The organism is Dictyobacter halimunensis (genome assembly GCF_036245075.1).
Genome location: NZ_BSRI01000001.1, coordinates 1,443,661 through 1,466,144, shown reverse-complemented (window position 1 = coordinate 1,466,144; position 22,484 = coordinate 1,443,661). Strand labels below are relative to the sequence as shown.

Here is a 22,484-nt window from a genome sequence, read left to right as displayed (position 1 = left end):
GTTAGGAGTGCTGTATGTGCCGTACAGGAATGTTACATATGGGGTAGTGAATAGGGAACGCATTCGGGGGTATCTGGCCAATGATTATCCAGCCCCCCTCACGCTAGATGGACGCACGTACGCGACGGTGCAGTATGCCTACTGGGCTATGGCCACCACCGATGCAGAGGCGCGCGAGCGCATCATCCACGCCCAGACTCCAGTCGGGGCGCAGCGGGGCCTGCTCTGGCTGAGCTGCGCCCCGATTAGAACATCGAGCGCCTCTCTGGCATGATGCGCCTGGTACACGCTAAATTCCAGCAGCATCCCGACCTGGCCGCACAGCTCCTCGTCACCGGTGACGGACGCCTCGTCAACGGCTAGGACAGCAGCCGCTACTGGGGGGTTGCTCGGCCAAGGACGAAACTGGCTCAGCCGCATCCTCGAACTCGTGCGCTCCGAACTCGTGGAGCAGGCCCACCCATGATAACATAGGGCCAGTGACGTGTGACACAGAATAAAGCAACCTCAACAAACGGACGAATATGCACGCACGTATAAGAAGCAAATTCACACGAATATATTGAAAGAGCGAAAAATGAAAAGATCTGGACGTCTGATATTTTATATGGCTTGCATGTTTCTGTTCTTTATGCCCGGCTATATCCTTCTTGTCGCTGATCCTAATGGCCTTTTGAATCGAGTGGCCAGCGCCATGATGTTTTTGGGCTTCTGTGTACTGTTTTGGGAGCAGTAGCATTCTACTCCCAGCGCGATAAATAAAAATGCACCAGGGATCATGACCTTTTTTCTTTGTATAGAGAAATGGTTATGATCCTATTTTTTGTGCCAAAAGCACCTCTTTATGACGTTACTAATTCATTATTGACGAGTTAATATAAATGATGTGTTTAATCCTATAGAGGTAAATGGTTATTAATATTGCTTTTTTGATTTGAATTTCTTTAACTATGTATTGTTGCATTTGGGTTTTAGTATGAAATTAATGAACAATGTACCCGTTGGAGAAAATGAGCATAAAGTTGCTGTTGAGGTGGAGGATGAAGGGCGGCTTAAACAGAAGCGATTGGCAAAATGGCGGCTGCAGCGTGCGGCTCAGGTATTATTGCCTGACGAGCGTGTCGCATTTTGTATGCGTAGGCCGCAGAGCGCGACTGTAGATGTGATGTATTCCCCACAACGATGTTCAGCCCACTTCAATGGGTTGATGACATGCGGATCTGTATGGGTATGTCCGATGTGCGCGTCTCGGATCTCGGAGCGGCGTCGCGATGAGTTAGAGCAGGCAGTGACACGCTGCGTGGCAAATGGTGGCGCAGTCTATCTGGCGACATATACCGTTTCTCATGATCGTTTTGATACTTTGTCAGATCTTCTGGCGTCTTTCCTAGCGGCGCGAAAGAAGTCCCGGCAAGGGCGCGCTGCACAGGCGTTGCGTAAAGAGTTTGGGGTTCTAGGGACGGTGAGCGTTCGAGAAGTGACCTGGTCAAAGGTGAATGGATGGCATCCTCATTGCCATGAGCTGATTTTTTTTGCTGGCGATATTGATGAATTTGAATATGAGCGTGTGGCTCGTCTGCAGTGGCAGAAGAGTGCTGAGCAGTTTGGCTTGCAGATGAATGAGCGAGGCTTTCAATTTGATCGTACCTTTGGTGCGGTAGCCGATTACGTTGCCAAATTTGGACGAGAGCCGCAAGATACTGTCTGGAGCGCTGCAACTGAGATCACAAAATCGCATCTGAAGCAGGGGCGGGGTGATGAACACCTGACTCCCTTTGGTTTATTAGAGCGTATTGCGCAAGGGGAAACTGAATATGAGTCTGTTTTCTTAGAATATGCGCAGTGGTTTAAGGGAAAGCATCAACTTGTATGGTCGGCTGGATTGCGCTCCCAATTGTTGGGAAACGTTGAGGCGTTGTCCGACGAAGAGGTGGCACAAGCGGCAGTGGCAGAAGATGACAATGTTTGCCTGGGGAAGTTGCAGCGCTCGCAGTGGAACCTGATTTTAAAGTATGAGGCACGTGGAATGCTGCTGGAGGTAGCGCGATACGGTGATTGGACACTTATTCTTGACTTCTTATACTGCTTAGAGACCGATGGGTTGCCGTCTCCCTTCTACTAGGTTAGTAAACGCACAAAGTTTCCGGCCTGCCTGCAGTGTATGATGAACTCTATAAATGGGTTGGCGTAGATTACTGCTGTGTGGGCGTATACAACCAGCTGCAGCAGTTGTGAGATGATGGTGTGCACATGAATGCTCATGGAATCCTCCTTGCATAACTGTTAGTTTCAATAGGAAAGGTGCGAAGCAGGACTGGGGAAACAGGAAAAGAAAAAGGGGAGGGAATGTACAAGAAAAAAGTGGCGAAGCGGGGTGTTCGCGACTGAAACGCAAAGGGACCTGTACAGAAGATGCGAAGCGGTATAGTCCGGCTAGGGAAAGGAAGGGAGGGGTTCACAAACAAAGCAGCGAAGCGGCGTTGGTTCGCTGTGGGAACGTTAACTGGCACCCAAGTAGAAGTGTGCGTGAGCCGTCCATTCGCTTTTTTTGAACCCATTCCGCAATGCCCACTCTGGAGTGTGCGTGAGCCGTCCATTCGCTTTTTTAAAGGAAGGCTGTCGATACTGCTGGAGTACGACTACCACCTCGCTGGCCAGGTGCAGCCTTCCTCATCCTTGCGTGAGCTACCGCCGTCTTGAACGGGTACGTGATCTTCGCTGGCCAGGCGCAGCTCGTCGCCTGGGTTTCTTAGATCGTCTCCTTTTACCTGGTCGGCTGGCTTTGTGCTTGGTACTGATGCGAAGAAAGTTCCCGGTTCGTTAGTAAAAGATAAGGTTAGAGGGGATGTTGAAGAGAGGCAGTTTATTCATGCCTCTCTTCTGAGATATTAGCTCTTTTGGCTGATGGTTTGGTAGGTTTGAACGAGAAGTCGGGCTGCGACAGTAATGTCCTCATCGGTGGTGAATTTGCCGATGCTGATGCGGAGCGCGCCTGCGATGAGGTTGGCGGGAAGGCGGATGGCTTGCAGGACGTGCGAAGGGGCTTCCACACCGGAGGTGCAGGCCGATCCTGTAGAGATGGCGAGTTGGTGGCGGATGTGGGCAATGAGGATGCTGTTGTCGAGGTCAGGAATGGAGATGTGGAGGTTGCCCGCTAGACGATGGTTGAGATCTCCATTGATGACGATGTTGGGAATTTCGGCCTGCAGGAGGCTTTGTAGACGGTCTCTTTTGGCTTGAATCGCTGCCTCATCCTGGCCCATTTCGTGGTCGCGTAGTTTGCAGGCTTCGCCGAGTCCGACGATCCCAGGGACGTTGAGGGTGCCGGAGCGCATACCCCTCTGGTGCCCGCCTCCATGGATGAGGGGGACGATATTAGCGTCTGATTGCACGAGGAGGGCGCCTGATCCTTTGGGACCGTACATTTTGTGCGCGGAGAGTGCCATGTACGTAATGCCGGTGGCATCGAAGTCAATAGGGACCTTTCCAGCCGCTTGTGTGGCGTCACAGAAGTAGGCGGCGTTGTATTGGGCCGCGATACTGGCGATTTCCTGGATAGGGGTGATGGTGCCAATTTCGTTGTTGGCAGCCATGATACAGATCAGATCGATACCTTCCTGACAGACCTCTTTCAGATAGTCCAGATTGATGCGCCCTTGTTGGTCGACGCGTAGCCAGGTCAGTGTGGCTTTTTCTTGCTGCTCGAGGGCCTGGCAGGTGTCAAGGACGGCTTTGTGCTCGATCGGGGAGATGGCGATGCGTTGGCGGATACCACGGGCATTGCAGTGTCCCTGGAGGGCCAGGTTGATGCTCTCAGTTGCTCCAGAGGTAAAGACGATGTTGCGCGGGGCTGTGCCGAGCAGAGTCGCAATGTGACGAGCGGCGGTCGCCACCGCCGCTTCTGCTTCATCTCCATATGCGTGGTCGGTGCTGCTGGCGTTGCCGTACGCCTGGGTCATGTAGTAGAGCATGCGCTCTACTACACGTGGATCCATAGGTGTGGTGGCATGGTAATCCATGTAAATGGGTTTTTGCCGGGTATTAGCGTTCATTGTCGTACTTTCTAATTGCTTCCACAACTTGGAGTTGATCATCGTTGGAGAGAAATGGGACCTGCGCATAGGTGATTTCTCCACCAAGTTTGGCTGCCAGGTGTCCTTTGCCCAACAGTTTTTCGGCTCCCTTTTCTCCCAGGGCGATTTCAGAGGTGCCCTGACTTTCAACGCGTAAGATCAAACGGTTACCCAGATTGTCTCGTAGCTGTGGTGGCAATATGTTGGCTTCCGGCCGTTGGGCTGCGAAGATGAGGTGGATGCCGGCGGCGCGGGCCTTGGTGCCCAGACGCTGTACTGACGCGGAGACCGCCTCTTTATACTCACTTACCAACATCCAGTCGGCGAACTCGTCATGCACGAGCCAGAGGACTGGCAGGCGTTCCTCGGGGGCAACTTTTTTGTTGTAGTCGACCAGGTTGTTAACCCTCGCCTTCGCTAAAAGATCATAGCGCTGGTCCATCTGGGTGACAAGCGAGGCCAGAATCTCCTGCGCCCTCCCTTGCTCGGTGATGATGCCTTCTCGTAGATGGGGCAGATCTAGCAGTTGTTGATAGTCCACACCTTTTTTGGGATCAATCAAGTAAATGTGAGCAAGTTTGGATGAATTGGTTTGGCAGATGTCGAGTAGCAGATTCTGCATCAGCACCGATTTGCCACTGCCCGTTGTTCCGGCAATGAGTGTATGGGGCGCGTGCTGCTGGACCTTATCGTTGGACTTGCCTACATTAAGGTAGAGGATCTCGCCATCCATCTCTTTAATGCCCAGGATAAAGCACAGGTTCATCTCTCCTGGCGCAGCAAAGTGTTCTCGTTCCTTCCACACGTCGAGCAAGGAGACGGTTTCTCGCTGCGGACGCGCAATCGAGACGACGATCTCGCCTGGTTGAGCCGTAATATTGAGGAGGGAGAGACCATGTGTAGTGAGCAAGACCGATTTTTTCTTCTCAAGATCCTCAACTTTCAGGTGGTCTGAACCTTTGAGCCGAATAAGCAGCGCGTTTGGCGTCAGGCGCGAACCCAGGATCTTGGCCTGAAGGTTGTAGCCGATAAGCGCGCTCCGCAATGTTTGTTGAATATTCTGGTTCCATTGCTCATTCTTCTCGATCACATCGGTTTTGGTCGCGACCTGGGCCGTTTGTGTGCTCGTGCCCGACAGTTGGTTGTGGATCTGGGTGAGAACCGAACCCGAGGTCGTAACTGGCGTCTGATTGGGTACAGTGTTTCCATTGCTTGTTACGACGTGTCCGCCAGAACCATTGCTGCCTATGACGTCTGGGGTCGTTGGTGCATGACCATTGGATGGTGCCACTGGTGTTTGATGATCATTGGATGGTCCTCCAGGCGTGTGCCCATTGGATGAAGACACTCGCGCTACGGCAGGCTGTGCCGTCCACAAAGCGTCTGGAGCCGGATAGCGCGGCGTGTGTACATCCCATGGACGATCATCCCCCAAGCTAACGCGGACCGGCATGCTCGATTTGTTGCGGTAGAGTGCCAGCAGAAGATCCTGGATGTTCTTGCGTCCAAAGACTTCCTGATAGCAGCCATCGACTCCTGCGAGTTTGACTTGAGGATCATCGCTGATCACTACGTCTGGCATGGGAGAGAAGACGTGTGAATAGCCTTTGACTTCGATCTGCAGTTTGCCCTTGCGCAGATTATCACGCCACTGCTGGATATCAATGGCCTGCAGAGAGTTGACCTGGATACCATCAATTAACAGGTCGCTTAGCCTGGCCAGCCAGATATCACGGTCCAGGCGGCTGGGATTCTGGAAGAGGGCATCTTGAATGCGTTGAACTGTCTCTTTTAGTTGTTTCTGCGAGGTTTTGCGGGCATCGGCCACGTTAGCCTCGAAGTATTTGGCTTCAGAGATAATAATTTTTAAGGTGGGGACACCATTGTACTCACAGAGAGCTAGGGCCATGATGTCTGCGATTTGTTGTTCATCCTGTCCCAACCAACTTGCATAGTCATCCAGGAAGAACCAGCCAACGGGCTCGTTGGATTGCAGTTCGGACGCAATGAGGCTTTTGCTGAGCACCAGCCCGATCAACTCACTGGCATTCGCACCACGGCGCGCGGCACGTAGAACGATGTCTCCCGAGAGCGTTTTGGCTTCATTGATACATCGTTTGGCCAACGCCTCGATATCAATCTCACTGGAGAGGCTTAGCTTCTCCAGGCGTTGTTTGACAAGCACCTGGAGTAGTTGGAATGATGAGGTGGAAGAAATGATCAAGTTGCGATCCTGTGCGCGATTTTGCTGGTATTTGATGACGGTGACATCCTGATGCTGGAGCAGGCGTCTCTCCAGCAGGTCATCATAGTTGACCACCCATTCACCGAGTTGATGAACTTCCTGGAAAATGTGTTGAGTTTTATTATCTTGAAACGAAACCTGGCGTGATGGGATGAAGTGCTTCCCTTTTTCTGACTGTTGCCCAACCACATCATGAATGGCATCTAGATAGGCTGTGCCCACGGCGGGCTGGCTGGGGCAGACCAGATAGACGATCGAGCGCAAATCTCCATATGACGTAGGATGGCGGCGCGACCAGCGGGCCGGGAAGTGCTGTAAGGGCTGCGGAACATCACTGTCGCTGTCCACCGATATCCAGACAATCTGGGCCTGTCGCGAAATGACATCTTGTAAGAAGACGATGTCGGTCATTTTCTCCTGTGAGTTGCCGTTGGTCTCGGCATCGGTCGCCATAATGCCGATGCGCAGACGTGACATAAAATCATTCTCAGATTCACTGGCAATAAACGCATCGGGATCACTTTCGACGACATTGATCATTTTTTCGTAGAGTTCGCTCAGCTTTTGCGTGTCCTGGTGGCGCAGGATGATCTGACAACACACCTCATTCGCGTTTTTATTCTCATAGAGCGATGAGAGTTTATCAACCACTGCCATGGGTAGACCTTTGGAGTCACAATTGTAGAGGACGATCCCCATATTGGATCGTTTATGGGGTTGCAATTCGAGATAGCGGCGAATGACCTCGCGCACCTTTTCAGATGCTTCTTGCGGATTTTCGTTGGTCGTTTGATCAGTGTCATCGCGCAATGGAATCTCCATCAAGCTATAGTCGTTGACGGTATCTGACAGGCTAAGGAGCCTGGGTTGCTCACCCTGGAAGCCAACGGTCACCTCTGGATAGTAAGGATGGCTCATGTCGTTCTTCAGGTGGAAGAAGAAGAGCCGATCATCGCCAAACTCGACATCAGGAGTCCCGATGAGATATTTGACAAAGTGGGCGATCTGGCGCGCCTTCACCGAGATTGAGAGCAAGCGCAGCGGATGCCACGGCGTAATAATGGCGGCCGGTTTCCCTTCCTGAATGCGAACGGTGCCAATTTCTAAAACGGGATGCCAGAGATCGACACGGTTTTTATCGCCATTCGCATACTGCTGCAGCATCTGAAGCAGATGACAATAGGCATCGGCCTGATGGAGAATATCGTCACTGGCAATGCCTTCCGCATCGGCGAAGCTCTGGATGGCTCTGGTATAACTGGCGGCGAATGCGTTCCAGGCTTGTTTGAGTATGTTCTGCCCATCTGGTGCAAGGCGTCTATCTTTCTCTGCCTCCTGAAGTCTGGTTAGGAAGATTTTAGACGCATCCTGTGCCTTGGTTGAAGTGCTGACCAGCGAGCCTCTATCCTGGCTGAAGGCCGCCTCAAGGGTACTGACATCGCTTAAGGATACTTCCTGCAGGTGTCCCTTTTTACTGACCGGTTCGCGATTGACCGATGTCAGCAGGAATGGTTTTTTGCTCAAGCGGTTCAGGTCATCATTGAGTTCCATCCCAATGGTGGCAGGATTGCACTTCCAGATCAGTTGGGTCGTTGCCACTTCTTGCTTGCCATGCAGAACATAGGTTAGGCTGATCTGGAACTTGAGCTGTGTGGCGTCGCGTGAGGCGGACGTATTCGGGGTAAATTTCTCGCCTTTGCTGCTGGTCTTGCTTTTTTGATCCTCAATGAGCTGATCATATTCAAACAGCCAGAAGGTTTGCCACTCGATGAATGGACTGGTCAGTGTATCGAATCCCCGGTAGCGGGTACAGAAATAGAGGCCAACGTCCTGATTGAGTGCATTGAGCCACTTGCTTTTCCCCTTTTCATACTGGGTTTTCACTGTGAAGTGCCGTTTTTCCTGAGCGCCGCCGGCTTGGGCGATCAGCCGTTCTATGCAGTCAAGCAGGCCAACGATAAAATCGGTACACTCGATCGGTTTCCCATAGACGAATTTATCCCACTTCGCTTTGAGCTGACGTTTTTTATCCAGGGTCAGATGGTGCCGATCGTAGAATTCTCTATCCTCATCAATTGGCTCACGGGTCTTCCGTTTCGAGAGCGTCTCCAGGTAATTAAGATCGTCTGGCGTAAGTTCATCTGGATTTTCGTCTTCAAAGAACTCCTTGGTCTCGGTGGCGAGATCTAACTTCTTGACTTTGAGACCGGTAAAGAGTCCACTGATGCCGTCTTTCTCCCACTCGAATTGGGCAAGTTGAGCGCTCTCTTCAGTCCAGTCATCGGGCGCGGTGAGGAAGCGTTGTATAACTGGATGAGCCTCTAATACGATCTCATCCTTTACATTGTTGAACTGTTTCTGGAGATCATCATCCTCAATGCGTTGCTGATTGGGGAGATGCTTGCGCAGGAGGGTTGCTCGCTTGGAGATGGCTTCCTGATAGAGTTTCTGCCACTTAGCGATATTGGTGCGATTTTTCTCGGGGATGGCCTGGAAATATCCCGTATCTCTTGGAATTTCCAGCACAGGGAGAGCATAACCAAGCGCATCAACGAGTGGGAGGTGCTCTTGCTCGATGCAATTGTGAACTTGAACCACATATTCAGCAAACATCTCCAGCGTATACTCGTTCGCCTGCTGTAATCCGGTCAGGGCCTTACCCCATTGTTTTTTCTGCTCTTCAGTCAACGGAAGCATCCGGCTAGCAACCATAATCCAGGTACTAATGCTGGACTTGAGCTCTTTCGCATTGAGAGAGGTGAGCTCATTTAAAGATTGTCCCTGATCATCATCGTTATTCGCCAGGATGAGAATGGGTTTGTCGCAGGGAGCATTGCGCCAGTAAGTGGTACGCTCATTGGTTAAGATTGACTCTGGTAACTGCTCCCCTGCAGAAAAGGCTTGTGGGATCTTAATTTCTACTACATCATGCAGGCGAGAATCGCTTAGGACCTGGCGACAAATTTCCGCCACCTGCGCGTGTGTGAGGCGGTCCAACAGGAAGCGGGCAACGGTTGTGTCCTGCTCGTCACGCGTTTCCAGTGATTGTTTGATGATATCAGCGGCGACCAGACCGATCAACTGATGTGTATTCATTTATTGGCGCTCCTGGGCGAATGGGTTTTCAACGTAAGCACATGCATCTGAAAGCCGTTTCAGCAGGCCGAGACTCGCCAGACGATCTTCCAGCCTCTTGGCATTCATCGTAAAGTCATCTTGTTCAGCTTTTTTTGCATCGAAGTACTGTAGTGCCTGCTTAGGGCCAATAATAAAGCCGTATTTCTCATAGAGCTGATGCAGGAACTCTTGAAATTCCATGCGACCCGAAACAGTGCATAGGACAAGCGTTTTGATCAACATATCCTTTGGCGTGTAGCGGATGTAGCGACTGTTGCGCCTGGAAGAGAGGCCGATCGCACTGCCCCAAACACTATGGACTTTCTCAAGGTGTTTCTGATGTCGACTGAAGACGCGCGTTTTAAATTCTCGAATGGCCTTTTCCGCGTCCTGATTAGCATCAATTTTGTCCGCATCTTTCAGCGCAAAATCTTCATCAAACAGCTCTCGTAAGGCTTCAATATCATTATTCGCGATCGCCTCTTGCCAGTCGGCAGCCGTGATTTTTTGATCGATGTATGCTTCAAGGGCCTGTTGCGTCAGGCGGTTATTTTCCTGATAAGAGGCGGTGGCTAGCTGATGGACACTGTTTTTTTCAGGACTGATGATCTCCAGAACAAAGGTAACGCGGTCCGAGCGCTGGATGGTTTCATAGGCGCGCTCGAGAATATAGAGGATCATATGTAGACCCATAATGGTTACGATGTGTGGAAGGGCATCATATCCCGGCATTGAGCAGCGGAAGATATTGAGCCAATCATCGGCGAGATTTTGGTATCTCTGGCGTGTGCCGCCGGGGAGATAGGCTCCTTCCCTTGGTTTGCTTGGGTTGGGTTCTTTAGATTCATCCGGCTGGAGCGCTCGGACGATTTTATCCCATTTATTGGGTGTGAAGAGCATCTTTTCAAACTCAGACAGTAACTCCGATCCCCGATTGCTACGGCAGAGCATCAGATAGAGAATTTCACCGGTACGGGCAAAGAACCGTCTATCGTTGGTGACCGATCCTTTGGTAGAAACGGCGACATCTTCATAGAAGCAAGAAGGCCCGTAAGGGAAGACAAATTTTGAGCTCCAGCGTTTGTTGCTATCGCCTTCGATGGCTGTTCCACGGAGAAAATCGATCACCTTCACAAAATCGGTAAATTTCTCGAAGCGTTGCTGTAAGTAGTGAAAGTCAGGCTGTTCGCTCAGTCCAGCGCCGCTATCCTTCATATAGCTGAACCAACGCTGCCAGCGCCCCTCCTCGTTTGTTGTTTCCTTCACAACAGCGACCAGGCGAGGATTATTAAAGAGAATATTGCGTAAGTAGAGCCGGTATTGTGGAAGATAGCTCAAGGTATTGGGTTCGGCCTCGACAAACGCCTGCTGGTTTGGATCTTGCTGAATGGCGTAGAGGACCCCTAGGAACTCAAGGAAGCAGAGCCAGGGTGTTTGCTCGTTATAGATGCGATGGCCCCAGATCTCTTCGTCCACCAGCATATCGACATCGATACTTTTATTGTTGGAAGTATTTGGCGATGTAATCATGAAAATTGGACCTCCAGCGAGCTCTCTTTGATATCCCCATCATTATCAAGGTAGATCATGTTCAATGTTAGCTCAGCATCCGGATCGTCATCGTATAATCTGCGACGATAATCGAGCTGGCGTAGCAGGTTGGTTTTGAACGATAGGATGTCTTCGTAGCACTCACGTGAGAAGCTGCTTGGGAGAGCACCCTCAGCAACGCGACACAGAAATTCAAAGCGTGTTAATTGAAGGCGTAGGGGCACCTGGAGGCCATCCTCTTTCCCTAGTGAAACGGTCAAAAGAGGACGCTCATTATGGTCAAGTTCGAGGTTGACATAGACACCGGCTTTTTTGGAGACGGAGACATAGTCTTCTAAGACATGACAAACACGTGCCTGGGAATGGCTGCCTGACGTAGCCAGAATGAGATGCTCTGCCTCATGGGCGAGGAGCCCGGTGAAGATGCGGTTCAGGCCCTGGACTAGGCGCGCGAGCGATTGTTTTGAAGTAATCTTGCCGCTCTGACGTAGCTTTTCAATGATTTCAAGATATTCGCCAGCATATTGGAACACGGTCAGGCTCCACAGTTTGGTTGCTGCCGCCGCTTCTGGTGGGAGCGTGAAGAATAAGCGCTGCCGTTGCGCACGCAGCATCGACAGGAACTTTTCTCCATTGTCCGCTGTGGCGCCTTCAAGATAAGCGTTTTGTTGGCTCTGGAATGAATGATCGGCCCCATAGTAGGTGTCAGAAAGCACGAAGCGCTGATAGTTCTCTTTCTGCATTGGATCGTCCTGCCCAAAGATCAGCATGCTATCGACGCCGCTATTGGTTTCGTTGCCAATGCCAAAGCGATTGAGCGCCACAAAGACCTCAGTGGACTGGCGGCGACGCTTCCCAAGGTTCTCGCCAAAGAGATTGTGATATAGACTTGCTTGGGCTGTATCGCCGTTATCAATAATCTGTACAACATCTTTACAGGTCATGAGATGGTCCTTGGTATTGGGATGACCGAGGATCATATTGGAGACCAGCAGAAGCAGCTGCCTGACTGGAATGTGGACGTTGTTGAGTTCGCATAACTCAAGTAATTGCAGGATGCGTTCGCGCGTCGTGGCATCATTTTGCAGCCGCTCTTTATTTTCCCAGATCGGACACTGCTGGGTAGAGGCGGTCGCCTGCCGGAAAGGGCACTGGTCGCATGTCTGCCAGCCTTCGTGATTGAGCACTGCATCAAGTATGCGGGGGAAGACGCGGCGAATCGGGAGGCGGCTCAGATTGTAGAGCCGGAGCGCAAAGTTTGGATTATCCCTCTGCTCATTGACCAGCAGATCCTCAATAGCTTGACGTACTTTGACGATTTGTGGGGTTGCAGTGACATCACGCCACTTTTCCATTAATTGCCCATCATTGGCAGCGATGAGATAGACATATTCAGTATTCTGGCGATCGATGGATGTCGCGATCTGGGGCAATTCCGTCTGTGCCTCTTCGGCAGAGAACTCGCTCAGGTCTTTAATCACAATCAATGTGCGACCAGAGGGAAGGCGCAAGGTGCGGAGCTTGCTCTTCTGCGTCCAGGCAGCTTCGGTGCCATTAAGGGCCGTCCAAATTTGACGGCAATAGTAGGTTTTGCCATCGCCAGCGGTACCGGTGAGAATGACCGAGACAGGTGTATTGGATTGAAAATTATCAATGAGTTCATCTAGATATTCTGCAGTAAAAGAGACGGGACTCATCTTTTTGCTGCGAGCTGCTTTTTGAATAAACTCGTCATACATATTGTCATTAGTTGGTACGGGGCCATATTGACGGAGAAAGCGTATCCATGCAGAGTCATGAAAAGCCATCATATTCCTCGTCTTCTTATGTATTTAAGGTAGAAATACAAATATACACACAACATAAGCATGGATGTAAAACGTTTACCATTTTACATCCACTTCGATACAATACATTGAATAAGAATGTTTAGAGATGGCAGGTCAGGCAGGGAAGGCTGTCGTCCTCGTCGTCAAGTACGTCTGAGAGCGCCTGAGCCAGGTTCTTATTGGGTTTCAGAAGTTGCTTGCGAGCTAGCGTCTTCTCGTGGTCGGCCAGAATGCGGTCCTTTCTCGCCAGCAACTCTGTTAGCGTCTCGCCCTGCACCCAGGTGAAGCTACGGCCATCGCTGTGCTCTTCTTCATATTTCACGGCCTCCGCGAACAGATCCGGGTGTTCTTCAGCGAGCATAACCCATTCGTATTTTCTCTGATAGAAACAGAAAAAGCAGCCCGAACGTGAACGCCACTTATAATAGTTTGGGAGTCCAATACCACTCTCTTCTAGGAGACGTACAATGTCGGCATGAACCAAACCAGCCTCTTTAAATGGATAGATTGGCTTTATATTCGGTTTGGTAGAAATATAGCCATCACGCTTCTCATCGGCACGAATACCAACATAGCTCACGGCGTCATCCTCGCCGATAAATTGTTCCAGAGGAATAATTTTGAGCTGTTTCGTACACCAGCGCATTTTCGGTGATGGCAGGAAGCCACCATAGACGTCGAGCCAATGGTCGAAGCCGCGTTCCGCGCTGAGATACGTGATTTTAATACCAAGCCGAGCTTTAATGCGATCAAGGTATTCATAGGTTTCAGGGAGCTCTTTATGCGTGTCGCAGAAAAAATATTCCATTTGCGGAACTTTTTTGTGCATGAGGATCGCTAGTGCTGTACTATCCTTTCCTCCTGAGAGGCCAAGGATATGTCGAACTTCTTTTGTCCCCATGAGTTAGGCTTCCTTTCCCGTTTGAGGCGCACGGTAAGAACTGTGCTGTTGTGTGGTAGGTTGATAAATGCGCTCAACGAGTGCGGCAACAAGTTCTTGCTGCAACTGCTCATTGTCTTGAATAAAGTCGGTGTGCAAAATGCTTTCAACAAGCTTTTCAATTTGTTCTTGATGCTCATGATTGAGCCAGACGATATGGTTGCTCTCATAGCCGTCAGGTTGAGTCACGGTAATGCGCCGGGCTTCAAAGCCAGCCGGTTGCTGATAGACTTCTTTTTTGATGGCTTCCAGGTGGATAAAACGACGGGCCAGATCGCTTAAACGAACTTCAAAGCGTGTTACATCATCGTCGGTCCATGACGCCACCGGTTTATCTGCGACAACCATGAGGAGTGCTTCTAACCAGTCTCGCTCGTCAGCTGCATCATTGATGGCTGCAAAGAGGAAGCTGCGCATCTGCCGCTCAATGCAATTATCTTTTAGGTATTGAGCGCGCACACGAAGGTCTTCCCTGATTTTTGAAATATCGCTGTGAACGGTAAAAGTATTGTAAAGCAAATATTTGCATTTTTCAAGTAAGCGATCGTATGCGAGCTGCAACTCTTGCAAAGAACGGATGAGTATTTCTTTCAGCTGCTGAGCCTGGGTATCGTCATGAGCTTCTTGTGCGCTAATCGGCTCTAAGCCGCACGCTTGAGGCAGCGTTGTAAAGAGCAGTTCATCGGGTTCACGCGCATCACGGATGGCATCCCGGATCGCCATGGCCTCTGAACTGAGTTGTTTGGTCTTCACGGTATAAGCGGGCAAGCTATTGCCGAAATGAATCAGTGGTTTGACGATACTCAGTACGGTAGTATTGCGCGTAGCCGATACTGTCGAAGAAGACTGTGGGCGGCGCAAGAGCAGGGCCAGTTCTTTGAAGACTTGCGTGCGTAGACCGGCGATCTCGAAATGCTTGACCGCGAAACGGCCCGGCTGTTTTACCAGCAACTCAAAATGCTCGGCACCCAACAATGGAATGAAGGTACCATCTTGATAGACACTGACATCATCTTTATGGTAAAGCAGCACCGCGGCAAGCAAGAGCGGAATGGCCCCCTTTTTCATTCCATAAGGTGGAGCTTCTAGTATAGCGTAGAGCTGATCGAGAGTTTCTGGCTTCGTACGTGCATCCAAACAAAACTGTTCAATCGCCTTCCATACTCCCAGAATAGTCGGTTCCTTGGGCTCCGCAAAGCTCCACTGGCCATCGCTATAACGATGGATGCCGGAATGATTCAGCAAGGACAGATAGATACTGGTTTCGGGTCCATTGCCTTCCAATCCTAGACGCTCAAGATGGGCGTTGCGCAACATCGCTTCGAGTAGTTCGCGCCGCGCTTTAGCTCCCTGGGATGTAATTTCGCGGCGATTGATCAACTCATTCCAGAGTGCAGGCGTCTTTGGATAGACCTGGTCACAAAGATTTGAGAGATGTTGCTGAAAGTCTTTAAGCGTACGCAGGTGGAACAGGTCCCCATTCGATATGCACGGGACCTCTTCTTTACCTGAAAGGAATGATTGCTCCAGCAAGTCGATGAGTAACCGACGTGTTTGTGTCAGGCGCTGGCGAACCTCGCGACGAGCCACTCCATCGCTCTGCAACTGCGGAGATGTAGCATCAATGGTGACTAACGCTGCCACCTCCCGGCTGACAGAGGCGAGCTTCTCAATATTTTTGCCAGCCAGCAATACAAACGGCTTGCCATTGGTAGTTGACGGTGGGCATTGGGTGGGAAGCTGCTCGCCTAACCAATAGGCGATGACGCCATCACTATCGGGACTGGTGGGCTTGATCTGGGCGAGTTCGTTGTAATCACTGATGTAGCGACGCTCGAAATAGCGCAATGTACCAGTGGTATAGCTGTGGCGTTGGGCAATGATGGGTGACAATGAGTAGGCCTGAGTTAATAAGCTGGCCAGCGATGTCTGCTCCTTCTCGATTGCTGCGGCAGTAGCCTGCTCTATATCAAAATCTGAACCTTCCCAGATACGCAACTCATCGAGTTGCTTGCGGTGCGTCACCAGACCACGCTGAACAAGAATCTCAATCGCCTGGGTCCAGCGCTGCGCTTCCTGGAGATCATTGGGGTCTTCCGATAATGCCAATAGAACAAGCTGCGGAGTCGCGCGCAGCATCCCAACGGTATCCACTAGATTGAGAATACCAATCGTTTTTAGCGCCTGGACCAGGTCGGACTCTAAATGTTGGGCATCCGAGATTCGACCCTGGATTTCCACCCAACGCTGGGTTGATGCTTTGGCTGAATGCGAGACGCTGGCAGCTTCCATAAAGTAGTCATAGATGCGATAGAGCTTTAAGGTTGTCGGCCGCTCCCCTTGCAAGGGCGTTGTCTGCAGGAATGATGTGAAGGAATAGGGCTCCTGACTGGTCAGGAATGTAAAAAGCGAGCGATCATTCTGGGCGTAACGACTGCAGAGAATTGGCAAAGTTAATGCGGCCAAAGGATGTAAAGGATAGATGTTGCCAAATTCCTCAATGGTCAGGCGTTCCTGATGGATATCATGCGAATGGAGGGTCTTCTGCCAGCTGGTCGCCCAGCTATCAAGAAACGGCAAGAGATCAGTGTCATGTGAATGGGCAATGGCTTGGCTGAGCAGATGCAGCATATGATCATTGGTGGCGGTGAAGGGAATATCTTCAAACCGGCCCTGGATCTTGCTCCACTCATTGCGCTGCGTTTTGGTGAGGTTTTGAGCATATTCCGCGAAGGACTGATGAAGGAGTCCCAACACAGCGATCTTGGGTGCATATTCGGTAGCTGGTAGCTCGGCTAGTTGCTGCAGCAGATAAAGATCATCGCTCTCTTGGTGCCAGGCCGCGTATTCCAACCCCTTACCCAACTCATCAATGATGAGGAGAATCCCCATCTGCGTTTCTTTCGCCGCCTGCTGGATGCATTGGATGATTTCCTGATTAGAAACCCTTTGATCTTCTTCCATGATCTCTTCTAGATCTTGCAGAAGGTGGGCAATGGGTTGCTGCTCGAAATCATGGGGCCAGACCAGTTCGCAGCCGCGGCGTAGAGCACGCAGAATGGTGTAGCTCAAAGGCTCCCGCTGGGCCGTCGCCACCGCGCGCAGCAATCCTTTTTCGGGTAGCTGATCAATGATCGTCTCGATGAATGAATGGTGTGGACCGAGATAGTGTTCTAAAATCGATTGCGCGTTGTGTTGAAGCGGATCACTTTTGGACGCGACCAGGGCGGCGAGAAAGTGGGCGAACGCCGATTTGCCAGTGCCATAAACACCCGTAATGGTCCAGGCCCGAACCGCATTGTCGGTGACCAATGCACTCATAATGTGTTCGCTGGTATCCAGAGCCCATGACGTTGGGATGTAGCCAAGGACACTCTCGGTCAGTGAGAGATCACGCTCCAGATTGATTGATCGATTATATCGTCGCTTTAAAGAAATAATGTCAGAGAGTTTTTGTTCCATGATTCTACTTCTTGCTAATCGTGTTGATAATATTGATTTAAGAGCGCTTCAGCCAGAGTGGCAGGGTGCTGCGTAAAAGCAAGTTGAATAATGCCAGCCGTATTTGACAGCGAGAAGCGTTGATCCGATTGCGCTACCTGCTCAATGGCGTCGATCAGAGTGCTTTCTGTAAGCTTGAAAACCGTACCTGGACTCCCTTCCTCATACATGAGGCGAGGAATCGAGATCGTGCGTTCACCTTTGCCAACTTGCTCGGCAAACTCCAGGCAAGCAGCCACGATAATCTCAGGGGGGAGCGTGTTTTTGTAGCCTACGTGGAACGAATAATGCTTGCCATCGCTCTCGGGCTGGATCAGCCCAAGCGCGGTAAATGGACTATCGAGCGTCTCCTCAAGCGAATTGGAACGTGACTTGACACCAGCATACATATGCAACAAGCAAGAAATATCTTTTTGTAGCGATGATACCGCTACATTATTTTTGGGAAACTGCTGATGGACGTATTCATCTAACGCATTGGTGAGGCTCTCAGAAGAGAACTCTGCCCGTTTAAAGCACGTAAAGGTAAAATACCAGGTCGTCGCCATGCAGGATGGCTTGAGCAGATACCAGTGAAGCAACCAGAGAGATGCGGGATCTTCGAGATAAGGATCCCAACCATCATCAGCCAATAGGTGCGCTCCAAAGGGAGTGGGTGCAATCTCTTTATTGCGCGTATTCTTCTCCTGAATCTCTGCCAATACTTTGAATGCCGCACACCAATAGCGAATGGAGCGTACCATATTTTTACCAACCCCGAGGATGGTTGTGGCATCGTCTTTCAGAAAGATATTGCTATTCTGTTGAGAGCGGTCAAAACCTTTCTTTATCCATCCAGAGCGTGGGTGAAAGGTTTCGTGACGGGCAAATACTGCCTGCGGATGTTGCGTCGCCGCGGATGAAAGATCTGCCTTTTGCGAGGTATCTTCAAGTAGAGTATTTTGAATATGTATGGGATTTTTTGTCAACTGCGCATCAGCAGACATCTGTGTCTCCTTTTTATCATAAGGGAGCATTCAAGTAGAAAGAATAAGAAAAAGTACCCGCAAAATACGGTACTCATTCATGGAAGATGATTAACAATGAAACAACATTCATTGTTAATCGCTTATTGTATAGTATTTATAGTTGCCATAAATTCAATAAGAATGCAAGTGATCGTCTTTTCTTGGCAGATGCTATTTTAACAGATTAGCTATATAAATATCAAGGAGCAGTTTTCTTGATTTCTGCTCCTCCTTCATTAAGAAAAATGATGGTTTGAGTTCCCTTTTTTTATTGATACGTATTTTTTGTAGCGAATACTCTTGAAAAAGCTGACTGACGATCAGCGAAAAAATCAGCTTGTATATATTCCTTCTTTCCGATAAGGACTGGGTTACACACTCTTAGTGTTTACACCCCTGCTAAATAGCTGCTACATCAATGAACGAGGGTTTATATTCTGGATCCATGATGGTTAGCTGGTCACGTACTAGCTGTCGTAACGAAGCAGCTGGACGTAAACAATAATTTACCAGATCATCTTGACTTACCTTTAAATCGGGGAAGAGTAGTTTTAAATAACCGGTGGCTAAACGAATAATAGCATTCCTATCTCGAACATCATGCGTCCCAATAATTTTTCCATGTGCTTTGATGTAGTCTTCATATCCCGCGGTATGCCGTAAAGTATGAATTATGTCTCCAAAAAAATCAGCTTTAAAGCCTATCTGTTTTGATATAGAGCCTTCTTCAATCCTTGGCAGTTGCCAGCCAGGCACTATTCCATGTATGCGATCGATAAAAGCCGTCTCTCGTAAAAAATCCGGCAGATTTAAGAAAAGATTTTCAAAACGCGGATTGCCATCGGTTGCCAGCGGTATATTAGCGAGCATGACGATACCTGCTGTTGCCGCGTTTTTTTGTTTGCCTCCGCGTGAAAAGCTCCCTGATTCCAGGTAATCTTTAAGCACTCCAATGACTTCGTTTGGATTATCAAAAGAAAGAGATTGTGCTTCATCAAAAACGACAACATCAAATCTTGTCAGCAGCCCTGATTGATTGGTGGCATTGTTATGAAATAAAACCGCGGCGGTAACTTTTCCCCCGAGATTAAGCGTACGTAGCGCGATAAATTGAGGTACACAAACGATTTTCCCGTACCCTTTGGTGCTAATTCTATTAAATTGACTCGTTCTTGCACAATTGGGATGAGGCGTGTAAGCAGGAGCATCATCTGCTCTGGTGTGTAGAATGTGGGATTGTATCCCATGCTGCTTATAAGCAGATCTCTCCATTCTTCTAGTGTGAAATGTTTGCGTTGCTCGCAAAAGAGGTCGAGATCAATGGAGGCTGCTTGCATTGGACGAAAGTCAACCATACGTATTTGACCAAATGGATTCTCCTTCCCATTAGGGGATTGATATTCTAGGCGACCAACACCCCAGACACCCCCATTGAGTAGAAGAGGATAATTTTCAACAATATATGATTCGATGGTTGCTCTATTTTCATCCAGACAGGGGATCTTGAGAATATATTCATCTGTGCGAAGATTTACCTCCACACTATACGTATCCAGAATGAGAAGCGTTCCGCCATTTTTTAGTTTAGATTTTAATTGTTCTTTCTGATCCTTCGATGGCAAGTGCTTATTAACAAAATCTCTCATCTTTTGCCGTGCTGCTGCATCGACTTGCCCATCCGTTAAATAACGTGAGACGATCCACTCACTGACATACATAGGGACGCTTTCGGTTCCGATGCTCGCCTTACGAACAAGGTCTTTGTTTACGCACACATCACTATAATATTTGAGTGCTTTTTCTTCGAACTGTAGTGCCATTATTATTCCTCAAACATATCGTCTAACGTGTTAGCATACAAGAGCCGCACGTGTATGTTTACTGATCCTTCTGCGCTTAAATGTTGACCTCTCGCTTCATATGAGAGAAGCCATTTAATGTATTTGGTTGATTGATTATTTGTAACCTGTACACGGATAGGGGTCGATATTGTGGAGTGGGAGCCTATACGCGTTAATTTTATGGGCACTGGTACGTTTTCTATGAAAAGCTGTACGATTTTGAGCGGAAAGTTGTTCGGATTTGTGATTGTTGCTTCCATCTCGTTAGTTGTGCCTGGCCGTAGGTTCCCTTCTATTTGTAGTGCTGGTGCAATCAGTTCTTCTAATGAAGGCCGTAACTCAAGACTTGCTACCACTACTTCTTCGGGCGTTGCTCCTCCATGTGTCCATCCTGTAGGGCGCCTCTCCACAGCACTATAACCCTTTGGGATTAAAAATTGTTCTGGTAAGTTGAATATGTCTTTTTGTAAAAAAAACCAATTGGCTGAAATGCGACGTAAATCACCGTCACTGGGGACATTCTCTGTTGCACAAACACGTGTGCGCTGGAACGGTTTTAGCTTGTTCTCGGCTGAGATTTCTTCTGCGCCATTTTCTTCATCTAGCAAGTAAGCAAAATGGGGAATTCTCAGCACGCTAGCCTGCTCTGGCAACAGGGTGCTACCATGATCACTGCTAACAAATGCCCGTGGGTTTAACCCCTGTTCTATACAGTGTTCGAACCCTTCCTTAATGAGTCGAGCAATGAGTCGGAGATGTCCATTGATGCTTTCATCATCTGTGAAGCCTTGTAGCGTATGGCTGTGATGGTCAAGCGCATTGTAAAGCAAGGTATAGAGTCCCGGGGTCAAATCCGTTGCATATGCCAACTCTAGCTCATTTACCTGTGTGAATACCTGTATATTAGTGATCTCTTTGGTGAGACGATTTTTAATACTCTGTACTGTTGGTTGGTTCATCTTTGATGCATCAAGATAGCCATTTACCAAGGCGTTTTTAGAGATTGACGTGATTGTTGGAAGAGCTGAAATTGCTGGTTGGATGTGAACGCTGTTTATTCCTCGTTCTGTACAAAAATCAAGTAATTTTTTACCTTGCCACCATGTTAACCCATCAATGATAAACCAGAAGACAATATCAACATTATGAGACTTAAAGGACTCTTTAATGTTGTCCAACTGATGTGGCGAAAATGGAGCTTGAGGATCTTGTGACAGTAGGGGATATTCCCTTATTAACCACTCTTCAAATTGATGGGCCAATTGCATCTGTTTATCACGGCGATGCTTTGTCCGGAGTACCCACGCAAAATAAGGCATGTATTCATCTGTGACCCAGTCTAGCCATTGTTCGGCTGGCCATCTCTCGACCGGATCATCAGGAACCGGTGGTGTGACAATTTTTTCTAGCTTTTCTATGACGTCTTCTGTGCGCGGGAGATGCGAGAAGCGTATTTTGATAGCCTCAATGAGTGCATTCGTGAGTTGTTCCGTATGTTTTCTGGCCGATCTGTCAATAGACTCCAGTTCAGCATCAACCAGACCGGACATTGAACCCAAGATCTGCATTAAATCCGGCTTTATATCTGCTCTCATTTGATTAGACCAAAAACTTTTGATTTGTGCATTGTATTTCTTTAAGCACTCTATGCAGATACTTATATGCTGGCTGCAATCTTCTATTGAGGCTATACTCCTATTTTGATCACCTAGAGGGTTGGATGGATAGTTGCGTAAAGCCCAGCCGAGGAAAACCATTTCTGCCGCATCCTTCAGCGTATCATCAAGAAAAATGTGGTAACGGTTGTCTTGCTCAGCCCATTGTGCTATACGTTTTCTGGCTAGCGGAAGGAGCATGGCTGGGATTGCTTTTCCTTTTAAAATGCTTGCTGCCACATTGGCCAGATGCTCTTTATCTGACGGTGAACCTTCCCATATGGGATTTACTTTCCTTCCTAATATCCATCCTATGGGATCTGTGACAGTTCCAGTGCGTACTGGCTTTAGTGTATTTAGCAAGTCTGTTTGTGCTGTTTCGGTTAATTCCTCTGGAGGAGAAAAACCAAATTTTTGTTCAAAGTATGAATCCAGCCGTATTTCCCGCCAGACAATTAACTGCGGGTTATAGGCGCGGAGATCTTCCAGCCAATGTATTAAGATTGGAAGTTGTATATATATATCGTAATCATTATGTGTTTCGTCGAGTGCACGGCGTAGCTGCTGTCGGAGTGGCACATAATCTTGTATTCTACTTGCAATGAAAGTATATCCAGTCCGTTTTATCTGTTTGAGTTGATGGAAGTCGGAGTAAATGGTGATCATCGGGGGTCATACTCCTCAACTAGCTTCTCCCATAACAAGCGTTGGTTTGCTGGAGTAAG

General features: G+C 49.0%; 11 protein-coding genes and 1 pseudogene. 2 read left to right on the top strand and 10 right to left on the bottom strand.

Translation table 11 applies throughout. The features are described 5' to 3' along the window. Positions 1-16 precede the first annotated feature (16 nt). Both AABA21_RS05830 and AABA21_RS05825 read left to right on the top strand, forming a co-directional pair. Positions 17-274, top strand: coding sequence for an NADAR family protein (locus AABA21_RS05830; protein ID WP_338248048.1), 258 nt, complete (start codon positions 17-19; stop codon positions 272-274). Between the two features lie 702 nt (positions 275-976). Then, positions 977-2,122, top strand: a complete 1,146-nt coding sequence (locus AABA21_RS05825; protein ID WP_338248047.1) for a protein rep — start codon at positions 977-979, stop codon at positions 2,120-2,122. Here the strand turns inward: AABA21_RS05825 and AABA21_RS05820 are convergent. From AABA21_RS05820 to AABA21_RS05775, 10 genes and pseudogenes are all read right to left on the bottom strand, one after another. Further along, positions 2,119-2,262 (bottom strand): hypothetical protein, encoded by a 144-nt coding sequence (locus AABA21_RS05820; RefSeq protein ID WP_338248046.1) that lies wholly within the window; start codon positions 2,260-2,262, stop codon positions 2,119-2,121. The two genes, AABA21_RS05825 and AABA21_RS05820, sit on opposite strands and share 4 nt — an antisense overlap. A gap of 626 nt (positions 2,263-2,888) precedes the next feature. Continuing rightward, positions 2,889-4,052, bottom strand: coding sequence for a cysteine desulfurase family protein (locus AABA21_RS05815; protein WP_338248045.1), 1,164 nt, complete (start codon positions 4,050-4,052; stop codon positions 2,889-2,891). Further along, a complete protein-coding gene (locus AABA21_RS05810; RefSeq protein WP_338248044.1) occupies positions 4,042-9,414 on the bottom strand; it encodes an FtsK/SpoIIIE domain-containing protein in 5,373 nt (1,790 codons plus the stop codon). The genes AABA21_RS05815 and AABA21_RS05810 overlap by 11 nt, the downstream gene beginning before the upstream one ends. Continuing rightward, on the bottom strand, positions 9,415-10,917 hold the full coding sequence (locus tag AABA21_RS05805) for a hypothetical protein (protein WP_338248043.1): 1,503 nt from the start codon (positions 10,915-10,917) through the stop codon (positions 9,415-9,417). A gap of 44 nt (positions 10,918-10,961) precedes the next feature. Beyond that, positions 10,962-12,797 (bottom strand): hypothetical protein, encoded by a 1,836-nt coding sequence (locus AABA21_RS05800; protein WP_338248042.1) that lies wholly within the window; start codon positions 12,795-12,797, stop codon positions 10,962-10,964. Positions 12,798-12,915: 118 nt separating this feature from the next. Further along, positions 12,916-13,716, bottom strand: coding sequence for a phosphoadenosine phosphosulfate reductase family protein (locus AABA21_RS05795; RefSeq protein WP_126601675.1), 801 nt, complete (start codon positions 13,714-13,716; stop codon positions 12,916-12,918). Positions 13,717-13,719: 3 nt separating this feature from the next. Next, positions 13,720-17,217 carry a hypothetical protein gene (locus AABA21_RS05790; protein ID WP_338248041.1) on the bottom strand — a complete coding sequence of 1,166 codons (3,498 nt, stop codon included), beginning with the start codon at positions 17,215-17,217 and terminating at the stop codon, positions 13,720-13,722. 14 nt (positions 17,218-17,231) lie between these two features. After that, positions 17,232-18,242 (bottom strand): DUF4007 family protein, encoded by a 1,011-nt coding sequence (locus AABA21_RS05785; protein WP_338248040.1) that lies wholly within the window; start codon positions 18,240-18,242, stop codon positions 17,232-17,234. Between the two features lie 420 nt (positions 18,243-18,662). Further along, positions 18,663-20,083, bottom strand: a pseudogene (gene brxL / locus AABA21_RS05780) (BREX system Lon protease-like protein BrxL). Positions 20,084-20,085: 2 nt separating this feature from the next. Continuing rightward, the gene (locus tag AABA21_RS05775; RefSeq protein WP_338248039.1) at positions 20,086-22,425 is read right to left on the bottom strand and encodes a hypothetical protein; all 2,340 of its coding nucleotides are present in this window, start codon (positions 22,423-22,425) and stop codon (positions 20,086-20,088) included. Between the last annotated feature and the right edge of the window lie 59 nt (positions 22,426-22,484).

What these genes read in the sequence shown, in the direction of transcription:
- AABA21_RS05805 (WP_338248043.1), bottom strand. Translation starts at nt 10,917, where the DNA reads ATGCTGGTGGACGAAGAGATCTGGGGCCATCGCATCTATAACGAGCAA.
- AABA21_RS05820 (WP_338248046.1), bottom strand. Translation starts at nt 2,262, where the DNA reads ATGAGCATTCATGTGCACACCATCATCTCACAACTGCTGCAGCTGGTT.
- AABA21_RS05810 (WP_338248044.1), bottom strand. Translation starts at nt 9,414, where the DNA reads ATGAATACACATCAGTTGATCGGTCTGGTCGCCGCTGATATCATCAAA.
- AABA21_RS05825 (WP_338248047.1), top strand. Translation starts at nt 977, where the DNA reads ATGAAATTAATGAACAATGTACCCGTTGGAGAAAATGAGCATAAAGTT.
- AABA21_RS05800 (WP_338248042.1), bottom strand. Translation starts at nt 12,797, where the DNA reads ATGATGGCTTTTCATGACTCTGCATGGATACGCTTTCTCCGTCAATAT.
- AABA21_RS05815 (WP_338248045.1), bottom strand. Translation starts at nt 4,052, where the DNA reads ATGAACGCTAATACCCGGCAAAAACCCATTTACATGGATTACCATGCC.
- AABA21_RS05790 (WP_338248041.1), bottom strand. Translation starts at nt 17,217, where the DNA reads ATGGAACAAAAACTCTCTGACATTATTTCTTTAAAGCGACGATATAAT.
- AABA21_RS05795 (WP_126601675.1), bottom strand. Translation starts at nt 13,716, where the DNA reads ATGGGGACAAAAGAAGTTCGACATATCCTTGGCCTCTCAGGAGGAAAG.
- AABA21_RS05775 (WP_338248039.1), bottom strand. Translation starts at nt 22,425, where the DNA reads ATGATCACCATTTACTCCGACTTCCATCAACTCAAACAGATAAAACGG.
- AABA21_RS05785 (WP_338248040.1), bottom strand. Translation starts at nt 18,242, where the DNA reads ATGTCTGCTGATGCGCAGTTGACAAAAAATCCCATACATATTCAAAAT.